We start from the raw sequence: 17,379 nt of genomic DNA on the forward strand, positions 1-17,379 counted from the left end.
TTTCACTATTTTAAATAGGACACTATATCATATTATATTCCCTTTTTTTATTATAAAAAACAGCACTATAGCTAAGCCAGTGCTGTTAAATAATAGGTTCTTAAATTTTAAATATTAGTCGACTAAACGTTGCGCTTCTTGTAATTGGAAAGTACGAACCTTTCTAGGTAAGAAACGTCTGATTTCATCTTCGTTATATCCAACTTGCAAGCGTTTTTCGTCTAAAATAATTGGACGACGTAATAGTCCAGGATTATCTTGAATAATCGTATATAAATCTTGCAGTGGTAAAGAATCAATATCTACGTTTAATTTTTGATAAGTTTTAGAACGAGTTGAAATAATTTCATCTGTTCCATCTTCAGTCATTTTTAAAATTTGTTTAATTTCATCAATTGTTAAATGTTCAGAAAAAATGTTACGCTCCGTATACGGAATATCATGTTCTTGTAACCATGCTTTCGCTTTACGGCAAGATGTGCAACTTGGTGATGTAAATAATGTTACCATACATCTCACTCTCCTATTGAATAAATATTATTCATTATATTAATAATTATACTAATTTGTCTTAAGCTTATATTATAAGTATAATATGTTAACATTAAAATTAAATGAGAAAATCCTAATTTTTCTGAGAAATTTCAAATTTTCTAAAAATTCCTATACAAAATCTAATCTCTCATATATACCTCTATTATAACATAACTTACAATTTAAAAAAATACTGTTATAATCTAGTTAAAATGAATTATTTTTAAAGAAAGTAGGCATCTATATGGAGACATTATTTTCAGGAATACAGCCAAGTGGGATACCTACATTAGGTAACTATATTGGTGCATTAAAACAATTTGCAGAAGTACAAAACGATTACAACTGTTACTTTTGTATTGTAGACCAACATGCGATTACTGTCCCACAAGATAAAATCAAATTACGTAAACAAATTCGTCAGTTAGCAGCAATTTATTTAGCTTCAGGTATTGATCCAGATAAATCAACATTATTTATTCAATCAGAAGTTCCAGCACATGTTCAAGCCGGTTGGATGTTAACGACTATTTCAAGTGTTGGTGAGCTTGAACGTATGACGCAATATAAAGATAAAGCACAAAAACGTACAGATGGTATTCCAGCTGGTTTATTAACTTATCCACCTTTAATGGCAGCTGATATTGTTATTTATAATACAAATATTGTGCCCGTAGGTGAAGACCAAAAACAACATATGGAACTTACTAGAAATTTAGTAGAACGTTTTAATAGTCGTTATAACGATATATTAGTTAAACCAGAAATTCGCATGCCAAAAGTTGGTGGACGTGTAATGAGTTTACAGGACCCAACAAAGAAAATGAGTAAAAGTGATGATAATCAAAAAAACTTTATCTCATTACTAGACGAACCAAATGTTGCAGCGAAAAAAATTAAAAGTGCTGTAACTGATTCAGATGGTATTATCAAATTTGATAAAGACAATAAACCAGGAATTTCTAATTTATTGACTATTTATTCAAGTTTAACTGATAAATCAATTAAAGATCTTGAAACACAGTATGAGAATGAAGGATATGGAAAGTTCAAAACGGATTTATCAGAAGTTGTTAAAGACTTTTTAGTACATTTCCAAGAAAAATATAACGAATTTTATAATTCAGATAAATTAGATGACATCTTAGATCAGGGACGTGACAAAGCCCAAAAAGCTTCTTTTAAAACATTGAAAAAAATGGAACGTGCAATGGGCTTAGGACGTAAGAGATAAATCATTATAAAAAAGACCACGAGTATAAGTAAATTACTCGTGGTCTTATTTTAGTTATCTTTCTTTTTTCCTGTTTCACGATCAATTGATTTATCGATATATACATGTTTCAGTGTAGTATCTGGACCAATTTTATGATACTGTAATCCTTTGACCTGTGGATTAGTTAAGTGTGCTTCACCTTTTTGATAAACAGGAGCTACTGGTGCATCATGAAGCAAGATACTTTCCGCACGTTGTAGCGCTTCATTTCTTTTTTCTGTTTCACGTAACAATGAACTATTTGATTCTTTTAAAAGCCTGTTATATTCTTTGTTATCCCAATCAGTATTATTTTGCGCATTATCCTTAGTCATTGTTTCTAAAAATGCTGTTGGATCAGGATAATCTGGACTCCAACCTGAATAAGTCGCTTCGTAATTATTAGCTAATTCTAAAGTGGTTTTTTGTTTAAATGGCATTTGTTTAATTTTTAATGTAACGCCTGGTAAGTTTGATTCAATTTGAGATTTAATATACTCTGCAGCTATTTTAGAAGCTGGTGTATCTTGCGTATTCATTGTAAATGCAAACTCTTTTTTACCTAATTCTTTTTTTGCCTTTTCCCAATTTTGTTTTGCTACCTTAGGATTATATTTTAAAGGAGACTCAACTGTACTTGCGAAGTCTTTACCGTCAGGCGTCTTCGCTGTACCTATTCCCGTGAAATTATTTGAAGCAAGAGACCCATCATTTAAAACAGTTTTTACATACCCTTTTTTATTGATAGCTTGTGCAATAGCTAATCTCAAATTTTTATTTTTAAATTCAGGCACTGTTTTTTCATTCATTTTAATATAAAAAGTACCAGCAGTTAAACGATAGTTTAATTCTTTACTGCCTTTATATTTATCAACTTGTTCAGAAGTGATGATTGTATCATCGATTGAATTAGTATCATATAAAGAAGCGCCAGCTTGTTGATCTTTTAAAACTTTATAATTTACTTTATCTAATTTGACATTTTTTTTATCCCAATATTGATTATTTTTAACCAATTGTATTTTATCTTCTACCTGCCAATTAGTAACTTTGAATGGCCCATTATAAACTGCTCTTTCAGCATTCGTTCCATATTTTTTATCATATTTTTTGGCAATTTTAGCATCTTGTGGATAAAACGTACTTAAAGCAAGTAATTCATTTATGTACGGTACTGGTCTTTCTAAATCAATTTGAAGTTTATATTTATTTAACGCTTTGATTCCTAAAGAATTTAATGGTTTTTTTCCAGTATTAACTAAATCTGCATTTTTTATATCACTCATTATATATGCAAATTCAGAGGCGGTTTTTGGATCTACAACTTTTCTCCATGCATAAACAAAGTCATGCGCTGTTACAGGATCTCCGTTTGACCATTTTGCATCTTTTCTTAAATTGATAGTCAGAGTTTTACCACCATTACTTTTTTGTGGTGTTTCTTTTGCTACACCTAAAGTTACTTTGTCATTTTTATCTATTGAATATAATCCTTCGAAAGTTTGACCAGCAACATCGCTAGAAACAGCATCTGTAATAAGAGCTGTATCTAAAGTAGTTATATCTTGAGTAATTATTTTTCTGAATACCTGTCCTTCATCAGAATATAAACTTTTTTTGTTACTACACGCTGATAGTATTAAAGTGACAATAACTAATAGCGTTAAATATTTATATTTTTTCTTCACATTCTTGTCCTCCCTTCCTCAGATTTAATTATATTGAAGATGAGTTTGATCTTGTTCTTTTAAACGTACTGCTTCTTCATCTGTTACAAAAACGTAATGATTAGGTCTAATTTCTTGCAGTCTACGTTCTGCATTTTTAGTTTCATCTTCTTCATACACAATTCGTTTTCTTGTTCTTTCACTATCAGGATCAGGTTGAGGGATAGCAGATAACAGTGATTTAGTATAATCATGTAAAGGATGATAATAAATTTCGTCAGACGTTCCTAATTCTACAATTTTTCCAAAATGCATTACTGCTATACGATCAGAAATATATTTAACCATTGATAAATCATGGGCAATAAATAGGAAAGTAATACCTCGTTCTTTTTGCAATTTCAGCATTAAATTCACTACTTGAGCTTGAATAGACACATCCAATGCAGAAATAGGCTCATCCGCAATAATAAACTCTGGTTCTACAGCTAACGCACGAGCAATTCCTATACGTTGACGTTGTCCACCAGAGAACTCGTGAGGATAACGATTCGCATGTTCCTTACTTAAACCTACTGTTTCTAGCAAATCATATACACGACGTTTACGATCTTTTTTATTACTTGCTAACTTATGAATATCAATACCTTCTGCTACAATATCCATGACCTTTAGACGTGGGTTTAAAGATGCATATGGATCTTGAAAAATCATTTGAATTTTTTTATTGAAATTTAATAACTCTTTTCTTTTAGTAATCTTCTGGATGTCCTGTCCTTCGTAAAGAATTTCACCATCTGTAATATCATTTAGTTTAATAATTGCTTTTCCAGTTGTAGATTTCCCACATCCAGATTCTCCTACTAACCCCAATGTTTCTCCCTTATAAATATTAAATGAAATATCTTCGATTGCTCTAACTTCATTACGTTTGCCTTCATTAAAATACTGCTTCAAATTTTTTATTTCTAATAATACTTCTTTACTCTTCTCCATTGAACGACACCCTTTCTACTCGACGTGGTTTGTCGTAATTATTAGGCATTTGACGTTGTCTCTTTTTCACCATTTCCGGTGGTTCAACTTTCGGGGCGCGTTCGTCTAACAACCATGATTTCACATAATGAGTAGGCGATACTTTAAACCATGGTGGTGCTTCCTTAAAGTCAATGTCTAGTGCATATTGACTACGTCTTGCAAATGCATCACCCTTTGGTGGATGTAATAAATCAGGCGGGGTACCTGGAATTGCAATTAACTCTGTCTCGTTACTTGTCGTTAAATCAGGCATTGAAGATAATAATCCCCATGTATATGGATGTTTTGGATCATAGAAGATTTCATCGACATGTCCAGTCTCAATCATTTGCCCGCCATACATAACAGCCACTCTATCAGCCACATTTGCTACTACCCCTAAGTCATGTGTAATAAATATAATAGATGTTTCAATTTTTTGTTGTAATTCTTTCATTAAATCTAAAATCTGTGCTTGCATTGTTACATCAAGTGCTGTCGTTGGTTCATCTGCAATTAAAATTTTAGGTTCGCATGCCAAGGCAGTTGCAATAACAATTCTTTGACGTTGTCCCCCAGAGAATTGATGGGGATATGCTTTAAATCTTTTTTCTGCATTAGGCAGTCCTACTAAATTTAAAATTTCAAGTGCACGTTTCTTTGCTTCAGATTTACTATAATGACGATGTTTTATTAAAGGTTCCATGACTTGCTTACCAATTTGCATCGTAGGATTTAATGACGTCATAGGGTCTTGAAATATCATAGAAATATCTTTACCACGAAGTTTGTTTAATTCTTTTTCAGATTTAATTGCTAAATCTTCCCCTAAAAAATTAATTGTCCCTTTTTTAATTCTCCCTGTATCACCCTGGAACAATTTTGTAATTGCTTTTGTTGTTACAGATTTGCCAGAACCTGATTCTCCGACAATCGCTAATGTTTCCCCTTTATTTAAAAAGAAATCTACTCCTCTAACCGCTTGCACTTCCCCGGCAGTAATATCAAAGGAAACATGCAAGTTGTTCACTTCTAACACTCTTTCTGACATAGATTTTGCCTCCTTTGTTATTTACGCATTTTTGGATCAAATGCATCGCGTAATCCGTCACTAAATAAGTAAAAGAATAAGATTAATAAACTTAATACTGTAGCTGGAATAAATAATTCATGTGGGTGTATTAACAACATTGCTCGTCCATCATTTACGAGTGAACCAAGTGATGTTTTCGGTGCAGGTACCCCTATACCAATAAAGCTTAAAAATGCTTCGAAGAAAATTGCACTTGGTACAGTAAACATAGATGTTACTACAATGGCACCTAGTGTATTTGGTAAAATATGTTTAAAAATTAATTTAAATTTTGAAGCTCCCAATGTTCTTGAAGCCATTACAAATTCTTGACTTTTTAGTTTTAAAAATTCACCACGCACTACTCTACTCATACCTAACCATCCGGTGATAGACATAGCTAAAATAATCGTCCAAATAGATGGTTCAAATATCAATACAAATAAAATAACAATAATAAGATTAGGAATAGATGCTATAATTTCTAAAATACGTTGCATCACATTGTCAACACGTCCCCCAAAAAATCCTGAAATAGCGCCATAAACGACCCCTATAAAGATATCTAGTGCAGCAGCTACAATGCCAATAAATAATGAAATTTGAGCACCTTTCCATGTTCTAGTCCAAAGATCACGACCTAATTGATCTGTACCAAACCAAAAGTTTTCTTTCACGCCCGCTTCTTTATAAGCGCTCTTACCATCTGCTCCTGTTCCATCAAAAGGTAAAAAGTGTACTTGATCTAGTACTGGAATTTTAGCAGGTAAATTTCGTCTAGTAACATCTTGTTCGGCATAATCATGTTTACTAAATGCTGGTCCTACAAATGCAAGAATGACAATTAAAATGAGTCCAATCAAACCGACAATAGCTAGTTTATTTCTTTTCAACTGTGTCCAAGCATCTTGCCAGAAGTTTTTACTTTCACGTTGTATTTCTGGTTCTTTATTTAAATCGAGTTCCCTAATAACAAAATCCGTCCCAACCGCTCCCTCAGAGGTATGTGACATCGCTGCATTTGAATGATCATCAAATGGTTTATTAAAATTTTCAGGCATTATTTTTTACCTCCTTGTACACGGATTCTTGGATCAATTACACCATAAAGAATATCTACGATAAAAATTGAAACGATAAATAATGTACTAAATAAAATTGTAGTAGCCATAATAACTGAGAAATCATTTGTTGTAATCGATCTAACAAATTGGTCCCCTAAACCGGGTACACCAAAGATATTTTCAATAGTCAGAGTCCCTGTTAAAATACCGGCTAACATTGGAACAATAATTGTAATAATAGGAATTAATGCATTTCTTAATGCATGCCCAAAAAGGACTCTTATCGGCGAGTTACCTTTAGCTCTTGCTAATAATATGTAATCAGAACTTAGTACCTCTATCATTTCAGCTCGAATATAACGAGCTACTGTGGCCATTACACTTGCTGATAATGCTAAGGAAGGCAATACTGCAGTTGAAAATCCTTCCCATCCTGCCACTGGAAACCATCTTAAACGTACTGCAAAAACGTATTGTAATAGTACTGCTAAGACGAATGAAGGTACTGATACTGCTATAACTGAAATAACAGTAGTTGTATAGTCTACCCAAGTGTTTTGTTTCGTAGCAGCTGCTACGCCTAAAATTAAACCTAAAATCACTCCAATAATCATTGCAGTAATACCCATTTCCATAGAAGGAATCAATCTAGGTCTAATTAATGACCAAACTGGTTGATTATGATATTGGAACGAATAGCCAAAATCCCCAGTTACTACATTTTTTAAATAATGAAGATATTGCACTGCTACTGGATCGTTTAATCCATATTTTTCGTTTAAAATTGCTTTTTGCTCAGCGCTTAATTTAGCATCATTAAATGGTGATCCAGGCATCATTTTCATTAAGAAAAATGTAATTGTGATGATAATAAATAACGATAAAATCATATATCCCAAACGTTTTAATATATATCGCGTCATCATACAGTCCCCCTTTACTAAATATTCAAAATTAACATTCCCTTCAAAATTTTCAGAAATATTTATACATATTATATATTCTTTTTTCATAAAATTGCAATATAATTTTACATTTTCTTAATATAAGTGTAATTTTTATATATATTATTTAAAAGAATATATATTTTAGATTTTATTTATAGTAAGTTTACAGTAAATTAGACTATATGGATAAGAAAGTTGGAGGTATACATGAACAATATTAAAACTTGGTTTATATGGCTCTTTTTGCCACTTATATGTACTTTTTTACTTTGGATGTTCGTAACTCAACATTCCTTTGTCTCATTTGTTGATATCTTATTTTATATATCACTTGTATTATTTATATTGTTATTTTTAATTCTCCTTGTACAAGAAGGTATATTTGATGCTACAAGTTTTGGTTTTAGACGCATGCGTTATCAACTCGCTTCTCGCTCTAAGAAAAAAACTTTAGAGAACGATGACTTTTTCAATCCAAAACAAGTAAAAAAAGAGCATTATACCATTTCAACATGGTTACTACCTGCTCTAATACTATGTGCATTTTACTTCATTTTGACTATTCTTATTTCAATTTTTCTATAAACATAAAAAAACCATGCATATTATTGCATGGTTTTCTACTCTTAACTTAATTTTTAATCTTTAAACTTTTTAAATACTAATACTGCGTTATGTCCACCGAAACCTAGACTATTACTCATTGCATATTCAATTTCTAAATCTTGTGATTCATTAGGAACAATATCTAAGTCACATTCTGGATCTGGTGAATCTGCATGAATCGTCGGTGCAACTTTAGAGTCACGAATAGATAATGCAGAGAAAATTGCTTCAATTCCCCCAGTAGCACCTAATAAATGTCCTGTCATCGATTTAGTTGAACTAATTTTTAAGTTTTTAGCTGCATCTCCAAATGTATTTTTAATCGCTTTAATTTCATACAAGTCACCTACTGGCGTACTTGTACCATGTGCATTTAAGTATTGAATATCTTTAGCTTCAATACCTGCATCATCTAAAGCCGCTTGCATTGCACGAGAACCACCTTCGCCTTCAGGTGCTGGTGCAGTAATGTGATAAGCATCTCCAGTTGAACCATATCCTACAATTTCAGCGTAAATTTGTGCGCCACGTGTTTGTGCTGATTCTAATGATTCAATGACTAAGATACCAGCGCCTTCACCCATGATAAATCCATCACGTCCTTCTTGGAAAGGACGACAAGCTGTTTCTTTATCATCGTTTGTTGATAATGCACGACTTGCACTGAATCCTGCAAGTGCCATATGCGTAATAGGTGCTTCAGTACCCCCAGTAATCATAGCATCAGCAGCACCTCTTTGAATGATTTTAAATGCTTCACCGATAGAATTTGTACCTGTGGCGCAAGCAGTAACAGTTGAACCATTAGGTCCTTTTGCACCTAAATCAATTGAAACTTGGCCAGTAGCCATGTCAGGAATAAGCATTGGAACAAAGAAAGGACTAACTCTTCTTGGTCCCTTATTCTTCAGTATTGTATGTGCAACTTCAAATGTTTCCATTCCACCAATACCTGAACCAATCCATACACCGATACGATTAGCATTATCGTCATTGATAGTTAAATTAGCATCTTCTACAGCTTGTCTTGCCGCTACTACTGCATATTGTGTAAAACGATCCATGCGACGCGCATCTTTTTTCGAAATATGATCTTCAATATTAAAGTCTTTTAATTCACCTGCTAAGTGAACGTTATATTCTTCAGTATCAACGCGTGTAATTGTATCAATTCCATTGACACCTTTTAAGGCATTTTCCCAATTTGTTTGGGCATCGTTTCCAATAGGTGATAATGCACCCATACCTGTAATTACCACTCTTTTGTTTTCAGTCATACATTAAATCCTCCTATTTACCCCATTTGATTACCATAGCGCCCCATGTTAGGCCGCCACCGAAACCTACGAGTACTAAAGTGTCATCATCTTTAATTCTTTCATTTTCTAACTCTTGTTGAATACTTAAAGGAATCGAAGCAGCTGACGTGTTTCCAAAACGGTTAACTGAAACACTCATTTTTTCTCTTTCAATACCCAATCTTTCACGTGCTGATTCCATAATTCTGATATTTGCTTGATGTGGTATAAACATATCAATATCATCAGATTCTAAACCAGCTTTTTCAACTACACGTGTAGACGCTTCGCCCATAATTCTTACAGCGAATTTAAAAACTTCGCGTCCATTCATTACTAGTTTACCAGTCTCTTTATTTAAATATAAGTATTTTCCACCTGACCCATCTGAGCCCATTTCATAGCTAATAATACCTCGTCCTTCTGAGACTTCACCAATGACTACTGCACCTGCACCATCTCCAAATAATACAGCAGTTGAACGATCAGTTAAGTCAGTGATTTTGGATAATTTATCCGCACCCACTACTAGAATATTTTTATAGTCTCCAGATTGAACATATTGTTTTGCAGTAATCATTGAATACATGAAACCTGAGCATGCAGCAAGTTGATCCATAGTAGGCACTTTACCAGTACCTAATTTTTCTTGTAGTATATTAGCTACAGATGGAAATGGCATATCTCCAGTTGCTGTAGCTACAATAATCATATCTATATCATTTGGTTTAATACCAGCATCTTCAATTGCTTTCTTACTTGCTTCATATGCTAAGTCTGACGTATCTTGATCGTCACGAGACCAACGTCTTTCTTTAATACCAGTCATTTTTGAAATCCATTCATCAGACGTATCTAAAAAACCTTCAAAATAGGCGTTATCGACTACTCTCTCAGGCGCATAAGCACCAAAACCTTTTATACCTACGTTCATGAACGTACACCTTCTCACTTCATTTTTTAATACCAGGTATTAATTTAACATACTTTTTAAATCTAACTCAAGTAGTTAAACTTTATTAAACGATTTTGTTAAACAGTCACGAGTCAATAACTCATATAAAAATTGTACAAATTTTTATACATTCTCTACTAATACTATACAAATAATTCACTTTACTTTAAAATGATAATATATATAAATTGGAGGTCATATATATGAAATACCTCGTAACTTTTATTTGGGCGTTAATCTTAACACAAATGGTTAACTTTGTACTTAATAGTTTAAATGGTGGCGGTAGTTTAGATGTGATTAAACCAATTATTATTGCAATCATCATTACCATTGCTATTGCCATTTTAAGTGCTATGATTAAACCTAATGATTTCGCTCGTAAAGGGAATAGAGACGTCTAAATGGTATTGCATTACGTGTTTGGAGTAATATAATGCTCTTAACAAGTTTAATAATAAGAAAAGGCATTGGAAAGCTTTGCTTTCCAATGCCTTTTTATATACTATTCAGCTAAAGGTTTTTGTACATCAAATGTTAATTCTTGACTATCGTTAAGATCAACATTTACTTTTGTACCTTCTGGCATATTTTCTTTAATCATCATACGAGCGAGTGGTGTTTCAATTTGACGTTGTACAAAACGTTTAAGTGGTCTAGCACCAAATTGTGGTTCGTATGCTTCTTCACCTAACCATTTTTTAGCTTCGTCTGATACTTCAATTGAAATACGTTGATCCATTAATCGAATATTTAATTGAGTTAAAATTTTATCTACAATCATACTCATATCATTTATAGATAATGGTTTAAATAATACAATATCATCCATACGGTTTAAGATTTCTGGTTTAAAGAATGCATGTAAACTATCCATAACTGCTTTTTCAGTGCTTTCAGTAATTTCACCAGAATCTTTAACATTTTCTAATAATATTTGTGAACCGATATTACTTGTCATGATAATAATTGTATTTTTGAAATCTACGCTACGACCTTTAGAATCAGTTAAACGCCCTTCATCTAAAATTTGAAGTAACACGTTGAATACATCACTATGCGCTTTTTCAACTTCGTCGAGTAGAATAACTGAATATGGGTTACGTCTTACCGCTTCAGTTAATTGACCACCTTCATCATGGCCTACATAACCAGGAGGCGCACCAATTAATCTAGAAACAGAATGTTTTTCCATATATTCACTCATGTCAATACGAATCATATGTTTTTCAGAATCGAATAGTGATGAAGCGAGTGATTTAGCTAATTCTGTTTTACCTACACCAGTTGGACCTAAGAATAAGAAACTACCTATTGGACGATTAGGATCTTTTATACCTGCACGTGCTCTCACTACAGCATCTGACACAAGATCTACCGCTTTATCTTGCCCTACGACACGTTCATGTAAGATATCACTTAAGTTTAATAATTTTTCTCTTTCTGTTTCGACTAATTTAGAAACTGGAATACCTGTCCATTGGCTTACAATATCTCCAATTTCCTCATCAGAAACAACTTCGCGAATCATGCGTTCATTATCGCCTTGTTCATCATGGAAAGCTTCTTCGTATTCTTTTAATTCTTTTTCTAATTGTGGAATCGTACCATATTGTAATTCTGCCGCTTTTTCATAATTACTTTCTGTTTGCGCATCTTCTAAAGCTTGACGACTACGATCTAATTCAGCACGTTTTTCTTGAACTTTCGCGATTTTTTCTTTTTCTTGTTCTACACGAGATTGTAATGACGTTTGTTTTTCTTTTTCATTTGAAAGTTCTTCTTGTAATTCTTCTAATCGATGTTTACTTGCATTATCTGATTCATTTTTCAATGCACTTTCTTCAATTTCTAATTGCATAACACGGCGATTAACTTGGTCTAATTCAGTTGGATTTGATCCCATTTCTGTTCGGATAGTGGCACATGCTTGGTCGACTAAATCAATTGCTTTATCTGGTAAGAATCGATCAGTAATATAACGATCTGATAATTCTGCTGCTGCTACTAAAGCACGGTCTTGAATACGCACACCATGATAAACTTCATAGCGTTCTTTTAAACCACGTAAGATTGAAATTGTATCTTCTACGTCAGGTTCACTTACACCTACTTTTTGGAATCGACGTTCTAAGGCTGAATCTTTTTCAATATATTCTCGATATTCATTCAATGTTGTAGCACCAATACAATGCAATTCACCACGAGCTAACATTGGTTTTAACATATTACCAGCATCCATTGCACCATCTGTTTTACCAGCACCAACTAACATGTGAATTTCATCAATAAATAGGATAATACGTCCATTTGATTCTTTCACTTCTTTAAGTACTGCTTTAAGACGTTCTTCAAATTCACCTCTAAATTTTGCACCTGCAACTAATGCACTTAAATCTAATTCGAAAATAGTTTTATCTAGCAATGATTCTGGCACATCTTTACGCACAATACGTTGTGCTAATCCTTCTACAATTGCAGTTTTACCTACACCAGGCTCTCCAATTAATACTGGGTTATTTTTAGTTTTACGGCTTAAAATTCGAATGGTATTACGGATTTCTTCATCTCTACCAATAACTGGATCCATTTTGCCTTGGCGAACTTCTTCTACTAAATCTCTACCATATTTCTCTAAAGCTTCATAATTTACTTCTGGATTTTGTGAAGTCACATGATTTCCCCCTCTAACTTTAGTAATAATTTCTTTGACTACTTCTTCTTTATTTCCTACAAATTGTTGTGTTGTTTCATCAATATCCATAGCAGCACGTAAAATATGTTCCATTGAGATATAATCATCTTCATATTCTTTCATATATGACTCAGCTTTATTTAATAATTCGTTTGCTTTTGAGCCAATATATTGTCCATATTGCACATTATCTCCTTGTACTGATGGATAGTGTTTCAATTTTTCACTATACGCTTGATTTAATTGATCAGTGTCTATATTTGCACGTTCTAAAATACTTTTAAACAAGCTTTCGTCTTCTTCTAAAGTTCCTTTTAGTATTGCTTCAATTTCAATATTTTGTAATTCATTTTCTTTACTTAATTCAATTGCTTTTTGCAAAGCTTCTTGTACTTTATAAGTCATTTGATTGATATCCAAATTTATTCACCCCTACTTTTTGTATAAGAGTATGGTCAAATACTTCTTTGTTTGACTTTGACTTTGACTTTCTTTGACCTTAATTACATTATAGACCTTCTTTGCTAATTAATCAACACTTTTACTCATCTTTTTAACAATTCAATAAATCCTATCATATCAAGCAATTTATTTACGTTTCACTCATTATTTATCATATCACCTTACTATTTAAACATTGTTACCTTAATTTTTTCATAAATGTTAAAAAAGGATTAACTTTGTGAGCATCCTCAACTAGTTAATCCTTTTTAATTATTTATTTTTTAGTCATATTTTTTAGTATTTCGTCCGACAATGCTTGTACCCCACTATGTTCTAAGTGCACACCATCAGATGCAAAATATTCAGTATGACCGGCAGAACGTTTATACCAGTCTACTAAAACAACATTTTTATGTCGTTTAGCTGCGTCTGAAAGTTGTTTATTTACATTATCTTGCCAGCTTCTCGGTACCCTTGTATTAACTAAATATATTTTGGCTTTACCAAATTTACTAATAAGTTGGTCAAGCTCATCTTGAGTAAAATCTCCATTTGTACCAAGTTCTAATACAACTTGATTTGATGGTTTATTATAATTAGTATAATTATTTGCAACTATCAAAGCTTCTTGTAAATGGCGACCTACTTTACCATCTATAGTTGCTTTAGGAACTTGAGACTTAAATTCTTCACCAATATCTACCATAACTGAATCGCCAATAAGTAATGGGCTGATATTGGTGTAAACTTTATCTTTATTCTCACTCTTACTTGTTTGTCCATTTAACTTAATATTTTCACCGGGCATCATTTTAACTAAATATTTATCAGCAGTACTTGTATTAAAACTGTTTGCTTTATTTGCAATTTCATCTTTTCCAAATCGATCAAATGCACCCATAAATATTAATAGCAATGGAATCACAGCTATGATAGTAACTATTGTTCTTATAAATTTAGGTCTACGTAATCGGTCAAAAGAAAATGCGCTTAACCCTTCACGTCTAAATGGTGTTTCAATATAACGATAAGATAATTCCGCAAACACCACAGTTAATAGTATATCTAAGATATATACATATATTGGTAATTGACCATCAACAAAATGTATATGTAGAAAACTAATGACGGCGAAATGCCATAAGTATAAACTATATGAACGTTTTCCGATATACACTAACAAAGGATGTCCTAGAAATTTAGCAATCATTGTAGATGGGTGAACGACACTTACAATAACAAATAATGTCACTAAAGATATCAAATAAAACCCACCATTGTATATCCAATCACTATCGTCGTTAACAGTAAAGAATAAAATAATTAAGATAAGTAGGCTACCTATACCAATTCCATCTATTGCACGACGTAATCGTTGTGGTGGATTAGCTTTTAATTTAAATGGTGGCCAAACAAACGCCAATATGACGCCTAATAATAATGTTTGTAAACGAGTATCTGTACCAAAATAAACACGCGAATATCCCACATTTGGTTGTGATATAATGACCATTTCTAATAAAGAGGCCAATGATACTATCCAAAATATAAGTGTCACATTACGATATTTTTTAATCGTAAGTAATAATATCACTAAAATGAATGGGAAAAATAAATAAAATTGTTCTTCGATAGCAAGAGACCATAAATGTTTAAGAGGCATGAATGAAAATTGTTCAAAATAGTTAACGTCTTTAGCGATATACCACCAATTTGAAACATAAAATAGCGCTGCAATAATATCATGTTTAACTCTAATAATTTGTTGAGGTTCAAATAATAAGGTTGCAATACCTACTGTTATTAATAAAGCTATCACCGCTGGCAGTAGACGTTTTATGCGTCTAATCCAAAATTGTTTAAGATTAATAATTCCTTTTTCTTCATACTCTCTCAAAAGTAAACTTGTAATTAAATATCCTGAAATAACGAAGAAAGTATCTACACCAATAAAACCTCCAGTTAGCCACTTTCTATTCAAATGATATATAACGATGCCTAATACGGCAATTGCTCTTAGACCATCTAAACCAGGCATATAGCGCATTTTTGTTTTATCATGCACGCCCTTTTCTAAATTTTGTTTCATTGTTCACATTCTTTCCCTATTAAATAATAAATTTTCAATAAATTCATTAGATATAAAAGCACTAAAATCAGAATAACAATAAAGTTAATTATAGAAGTTTATATGTATGATTGGTCATTCTATAGTCTATGAATTTAATACACTGTATAATATGATTCTGTGTTTTATACTAAGTTGACTGAAAACTTGATATACAATTAAATAAAATATAAATTCATTTTCATTGATTAATTCTTAATTGTTGAAAATTATACTTTTCCTAAGATATAAGTCTTATGTATTGTAGTATAACCTAGAAGTAAATTCAATTTATATTACAATTGTGTCATTTCTTTTTTACTCATTTAAAAATAAAATTGTCACATTCTTATATATTAAAAAAGAGAGTAGAAGAAAAATTCATCCCCTACTCTCTATTAAATATTGTATCTAGCGCTTCATAATAAATAGCTTCATACATTAATGCTATCGAGCTCGCTTAAATTTATCCAACGCCTAATGCGATTTTTGCATATCTAGACATCATATCTTTATTCCATGGCGGATTCCAAACAATATTAACTTCTGTATCTTGAATCTCTGGAATTTCGGCTAATACTGTCTTAATTTGATCGATGATTTGTGGTCCAAGTGGACAGCCCATAGATGTAAGTGTCATTTCTACAGTACATAATCCTTCATCATCAACGTTTACTTTATATACTAAACCTAAATTAACAATGTCTATACCTAATTCAGGGTCAATTACCATTTCCAAAGCGCCAAGGATACTATCTTTTAATGCTTCTTCCATTAGTATCACCTCTCCATAATTATCTTTACACTAATATATCAAATATCCGACAAAACGCCAATAAAATGCTATGATACAAATAAACTAATATTTATGAACCGTAATGCAAGGAGATATTTATGAAACCTTATTTAATTTGTTTAGATTTAGATGGAACATTATTAAATGATAATAAAGAAATTAGTGATTATACAAAAAAAGTTTTAACTTCTTTACAAAAACAAGGTCATTACTTAATGATTGCAACTGGACGTCCTTATCGTGCAAGCCAAATATATTATCATGAACTTAATATGAATACACCTATTGTTAATTTTAATGGTGCCTACGTTCATCATCCAAAAGCAGATGACTTTGAAACCAAACATGAGGTATTAGATGTAGATATCGCTAGAAGTATTATAGAGGCACTTCAAAAAGCTAATGTTACAAATATTATTGCTGAAGTTAGAGACAGTGTCTTTATCAATAATCATGATCCTCGGTTATTTGAAGGTTTTTCAATGGGTAATCCTAAAATTCAAACAGGCAATTTATTAGAAAAACTTGATGAATCTCCAACTTCCATATTAGTGGAAGCTGAAGAAGTGAATATCACACGTATTAAACAAATGTTAACTCGTTTTTATGCTGAAAATATTGAACATCGTCGTTGGGGTGCACCCTTTCCTGTTATTGAAATCGTAAAACGAGGTATTAGTAAAGCTCGTGGCATTGACTATGTTAAATCATATTTAAATATAGATTCTTCTAATATTATTGCATTTGGAGATGAAGATAATGATTTAGAAATGATTAAATATGCTCAATACGGAATTGCTATGGACAATGGTTTAGATGATTTAAAACATATCGCTAATCATATTACTTATTCTAATAACGAAGATGGAATTGGGCGTTACCTAAATGAATTTTTCAAACTAGAAATACCTTATCAATAATA

The 17,379-nt window shown here is 32.1% G+C and carries 15 protein-coding genes; 4 read left to right on the forward strand and 11 right to left on the reverse strand.

Translation table 11 applies throughout. The features are described 5' to 3' along the window. Positions 1–114: 114 nt before the first annotated feature. Positions 115–510 carry a transcriptional regulator SpxA gene (spxA, locus tag BDW25_RS03180; protein WP_002448146.1) on the reverse strand — a complete coding sequence of 132 codons (396 nt, stop codon included), beginning with the start codon at positions 508–510 and terminating at the stop codon, positions 115–117. 268 nt (positions 511–778) lie between these two features. Here spxA and trpS point away from each other — a divergent pair, with 268 nt between their 5' ends. Beyond that, positions 779–1,768, forward strand: a complete 990-nt coding sequence (gene trpS / locus BDW25_RS03185) for a tryptophan--tRNA ligase (RefSeq protein WP_002488385.1) — start codon at positions 779–781, stop codon at positions 1,766–1,768. A gap of 50 nt (positions 1,769–1,818) precedes the next feature. Here the strand turns inward: trpS and BDW25_RS03190 are convergent, their stop codons facing one another. From BDW25_RS03190 to opp3b, 5 genes are read right to left on the reverse strand one after another with little or no spacing between them, the layout of a single operon-like run. Continuing rightward, a complete protein-coding gene (locus BDW25_RS03190) occupies positions 1,819–3,477 on the reverse strand; it encodes a peptide ABC transporter substrate-binding protein (protein WP_133944822.1) in 1,659 nt (552 codons plus the stop codon). A 24-nt stretch (positions 3,478–3,501) separates the two neighbouring features. After that, positions 3,502–4,452 (reverse strand): ABC transporter ATP-binding protein, encoded by a 951-nt coding sequence (locus BDW25_RS03195; protein ID WP_133944824.1) that lies wholly within the window; start codon positions 4,450–4,452, stop codon positions 3,502–3,504. Further along, positions 4,439–5,524, reverse strand: coding sequence for an ABC transporter ATP-binding protein (locus BDW25_RS03200; RefSeq protein WP_107622520.1), 1,086 nt, complete (start codon positions 5,522–5,524; stop codon positions 4,439–4,441). Before BDW25_RS03200 ends, BDW25_RS03195 begins: the two co-directional genes overlap by 14 nt. A 17-nt stretch (positions 5,525–5,541) precedes the next feature. Beyond that, entirely contained in the window at positions 5,542–6,606 is a 1,065-nt protein-coding gene (gene opp3C / locus BDW25_RS03205) for an oligopeptide ABC transporter permease (RefSeq protein ID WP_002448155.1), read from the reverse strand. Next, entirely contained in the window at positions 6,606–7,532 is a 927-nt protein-coding gene (gene opp3b / locus BDW25_RS03210) for an oligopeptide ABC transporter permease (RefSeq protein WP_070508352.1), read from the reverse strand. Before opp3b ends, opp3C begins: the two co-directional genes overlap by 1 nt. A gap of 231 nt (positions 7,533–7,763) precedes the next feature. Between opp3b and BDW25_RS03215 the strand changes: the two genes are divergently transcribed. Next, entirely contained in the window at positions 7,764–8,141 is a 378-nt protein-coding gene (locus BDW25_RS03215) for a DUF3899 domain-containing protein (protein ID WP_049418716.1), read from the forward strand. Between the two features lie 53 nt (positions 8,142–8,194). On the opposite strand, the gene fabF is transcribed toward BDW25_RS03215, so the two are convergent. Together fabF and BDW25_RS03225 are read right to left on the reverse strand one after the other, a co-directional pair. Then, positions 8,195–9,439, reverse strand: coding sequence for a beta-ketoacyl-ACP synthase II (gene fabF / locus BDW25_RS03220; RefSeq protein ID WP_002448070.1), 1,245 nt, complete (start codon positions 9,437–9,439; stop codon positions 8,195–8,197). 13 nt (positions 9,440–9,452) lie between these two features. After that, positions 9,453–10,394 carry a beta-ketoacyl-ACP synthase III gene (locus tag BDW25_RS03225; protein ID WP_002448181.1) on the reverse strand — a complete coding sequence of 314 codons (942 nt, stop codon included), beginning with the start codon at positions 10,392–10,394 and terminating at the stop codon, positions 9,453–9,455. Between the two features lie 224 nt (positions 10,395–10,618). Between BDW25_RS03225 and BDW25_RS03230 the strand changes: the two genes are divergently transcribed. Further along, positions 10,619–10,819, forward strand: coding sequence for a DUF2929 family protein (locus BDW25_RS03230; RefSeq protein WP_002448243.1), 201 nt, complete (start codon positions 10,619–10,621; stop codon positions 10,817–10,819). Between the two features lie 101 nt (positions 10,820–10,920). On the opposite strand, the gene clpB is transcribed toward BDW25_RS03230, so the two are convergent. From clpB to BDW25_RS03245, 3 genes are all read right to left on the reverse strand, one after another. Then, a complete protein-coding gene (clpB, locus tag BDW25_RS03235; protein ID WP_133944826.1) occupies positions 10,921–13,530 on the reverse strand; it encodes an ATP-dependent chaperone ClpB in 2,610 nt (869 codons plus the stop codon). Between the two features lie 298 nt (positions 13,531–13,828). Further along, a complete protein-coding gene (locus tag BDW25_RS03240; protein ID WP_133944828.1) occupies positions 13,829–15,643 on the reverse strand; it encodes an acyltransferase family protein in 1,815 nt (604 codons plus the stop codon). A 484-nt stretch (positions 15,644–16,127) separates the two neighbouring features. Beyond that, the gene (locus BDW25_RS03245) at positions 16,128–16,436 is read right to left on the reverse strand and encodes a metal-sulfur cluster assembly factor (RefSeq protein ID WP_002448080.1); all 309 of its coding nucleotides are present in this window, start codon (positions 16,434–16,436) and stop codon (positions 16,128–16,130) included. 119 nt (positions 16,437–16,555) lie between these two features. Between BDW25_RS03245 and BDW25_RS03250 the strand changes: the two genes are divergently transcribed. Next, positions 16,556–17,377 (forward strand): Cof-type HAD-IIB family hydrolase, encoded by an 822-nt coding sequence (locus tag BDW25_RS03250; protein WP_002455535.1) that lies wholly within the window; start codon positions 16,556–16,558, stop codon positions 17,375–17,377. Positions 17,378–17,379: the final 2 nt, after the last annotated feature.

Origin of the sequence: Staphylococcus sp. AtDRG32 (assembly GCF_004365845.1) — a bacterium.
GTDB classification, from domain to species: Bacteria; Bacillota; Bacilli; order Staphylococcales; family Staphylococcaceae; genus Staphylococcus; species Staphylococcus hominis.

What these genes read in the sequence shown, in the direction of transcription:
- BDW25_RS03245 (WP_002448080.1), bottom strand. Translation starts at nt 16,436, where the DNA reads ATGGAAGAAGCATTAAAAGATAGTATCCTTGGCGCTTTGGAAATGGTA.
- BDW25_RS03215 (WP_049418716.1), top strand. Translation starts at nt 7,764, where the DNA reads ATGAACAATATTAAAACTTGGTTTATATGGCTCTTTTTGCCACTTATA.
- spxA (WP_002448146.1), bottom strand. Translation starts at nt 510, where the DNA reads ATGGTAACATTATTTACATCACCAAGTTGCACATCTTGCCGTAAAGCG.
- BDW25_RS03240 (WP_133944828.1), bottom strand. Translation starts at nt 15,643, where the DNA reads ATGAAACAAAATTTAGAAAAGGGCGTGCATGATAAAACAAAAATGCGC.
- fabF (WP_002448070.1), bottom strand. Translation starts at nt 9,439, where the DNA reads ATGACTGAAAACAAAAGAGTGGTAATTACAGGTATGGGTGCATTATCA.
- BDW25_RS03200 (WP_107622520.1), bottom strand. Translation starts at nt 5,524, where the DNA reads ATGTCAGAAAGAGTGTTAGAAGTGAACAACTTGCATGTTTCCTTTGAT.
- opp3b (WP_070508352.1), bottom strand. Translation starts at nt 7,532, where the DNA reads ATGACGCGATATATATTAAAACGTTTGGGATATATGATTTTATCGTTA.
- trpS (WP_002488385.1), top strand. Translation starts at nt 779, where the DNA reads ATGGAGACATTATTTTCAGGAATACAGCCAAGTGGGATACCTACATTA.
- BDW25_RS03250 (WP_002455535.1), top strand. Translation starts at nt 16,556, where the DNA reads ATGAAACCTTATTTAATTTGTTTAGATTTAGATGGAACATTATTAAAT.
- opp3C (WP_002448155.1), bottom strand. Translation starts at nt 6,606, where the DNA reads ATGCCTGAAAATTTTAATAAACCATTTGATGATCATTCAAATGCAGCG.
- BDW25_RS03195 (WP_133944824.1), bottom strand. Translation starts at nt 4,452, where the DNA reads ATGGAGAAGAGTAAAGAAGTATTATTAGAAATAAAAAATTTGAAGCAG.
- BDW25_RS03230 (WP_002448243.1), top strand. Translation starts at nt 10,619, where the DNA reads ATGAAATACCTCGTAACTTTTATTTGGGCGTTAATCTTAACACAAATG.
- BDW25_RS03225 (WP_002448181.1), bottom strand. Translation starts at nt 10,394, where the DNA reads ATGAACGTAGGTATAAAAGGTTTTGGTGCTTATGCGCCTGAGAGAGTA.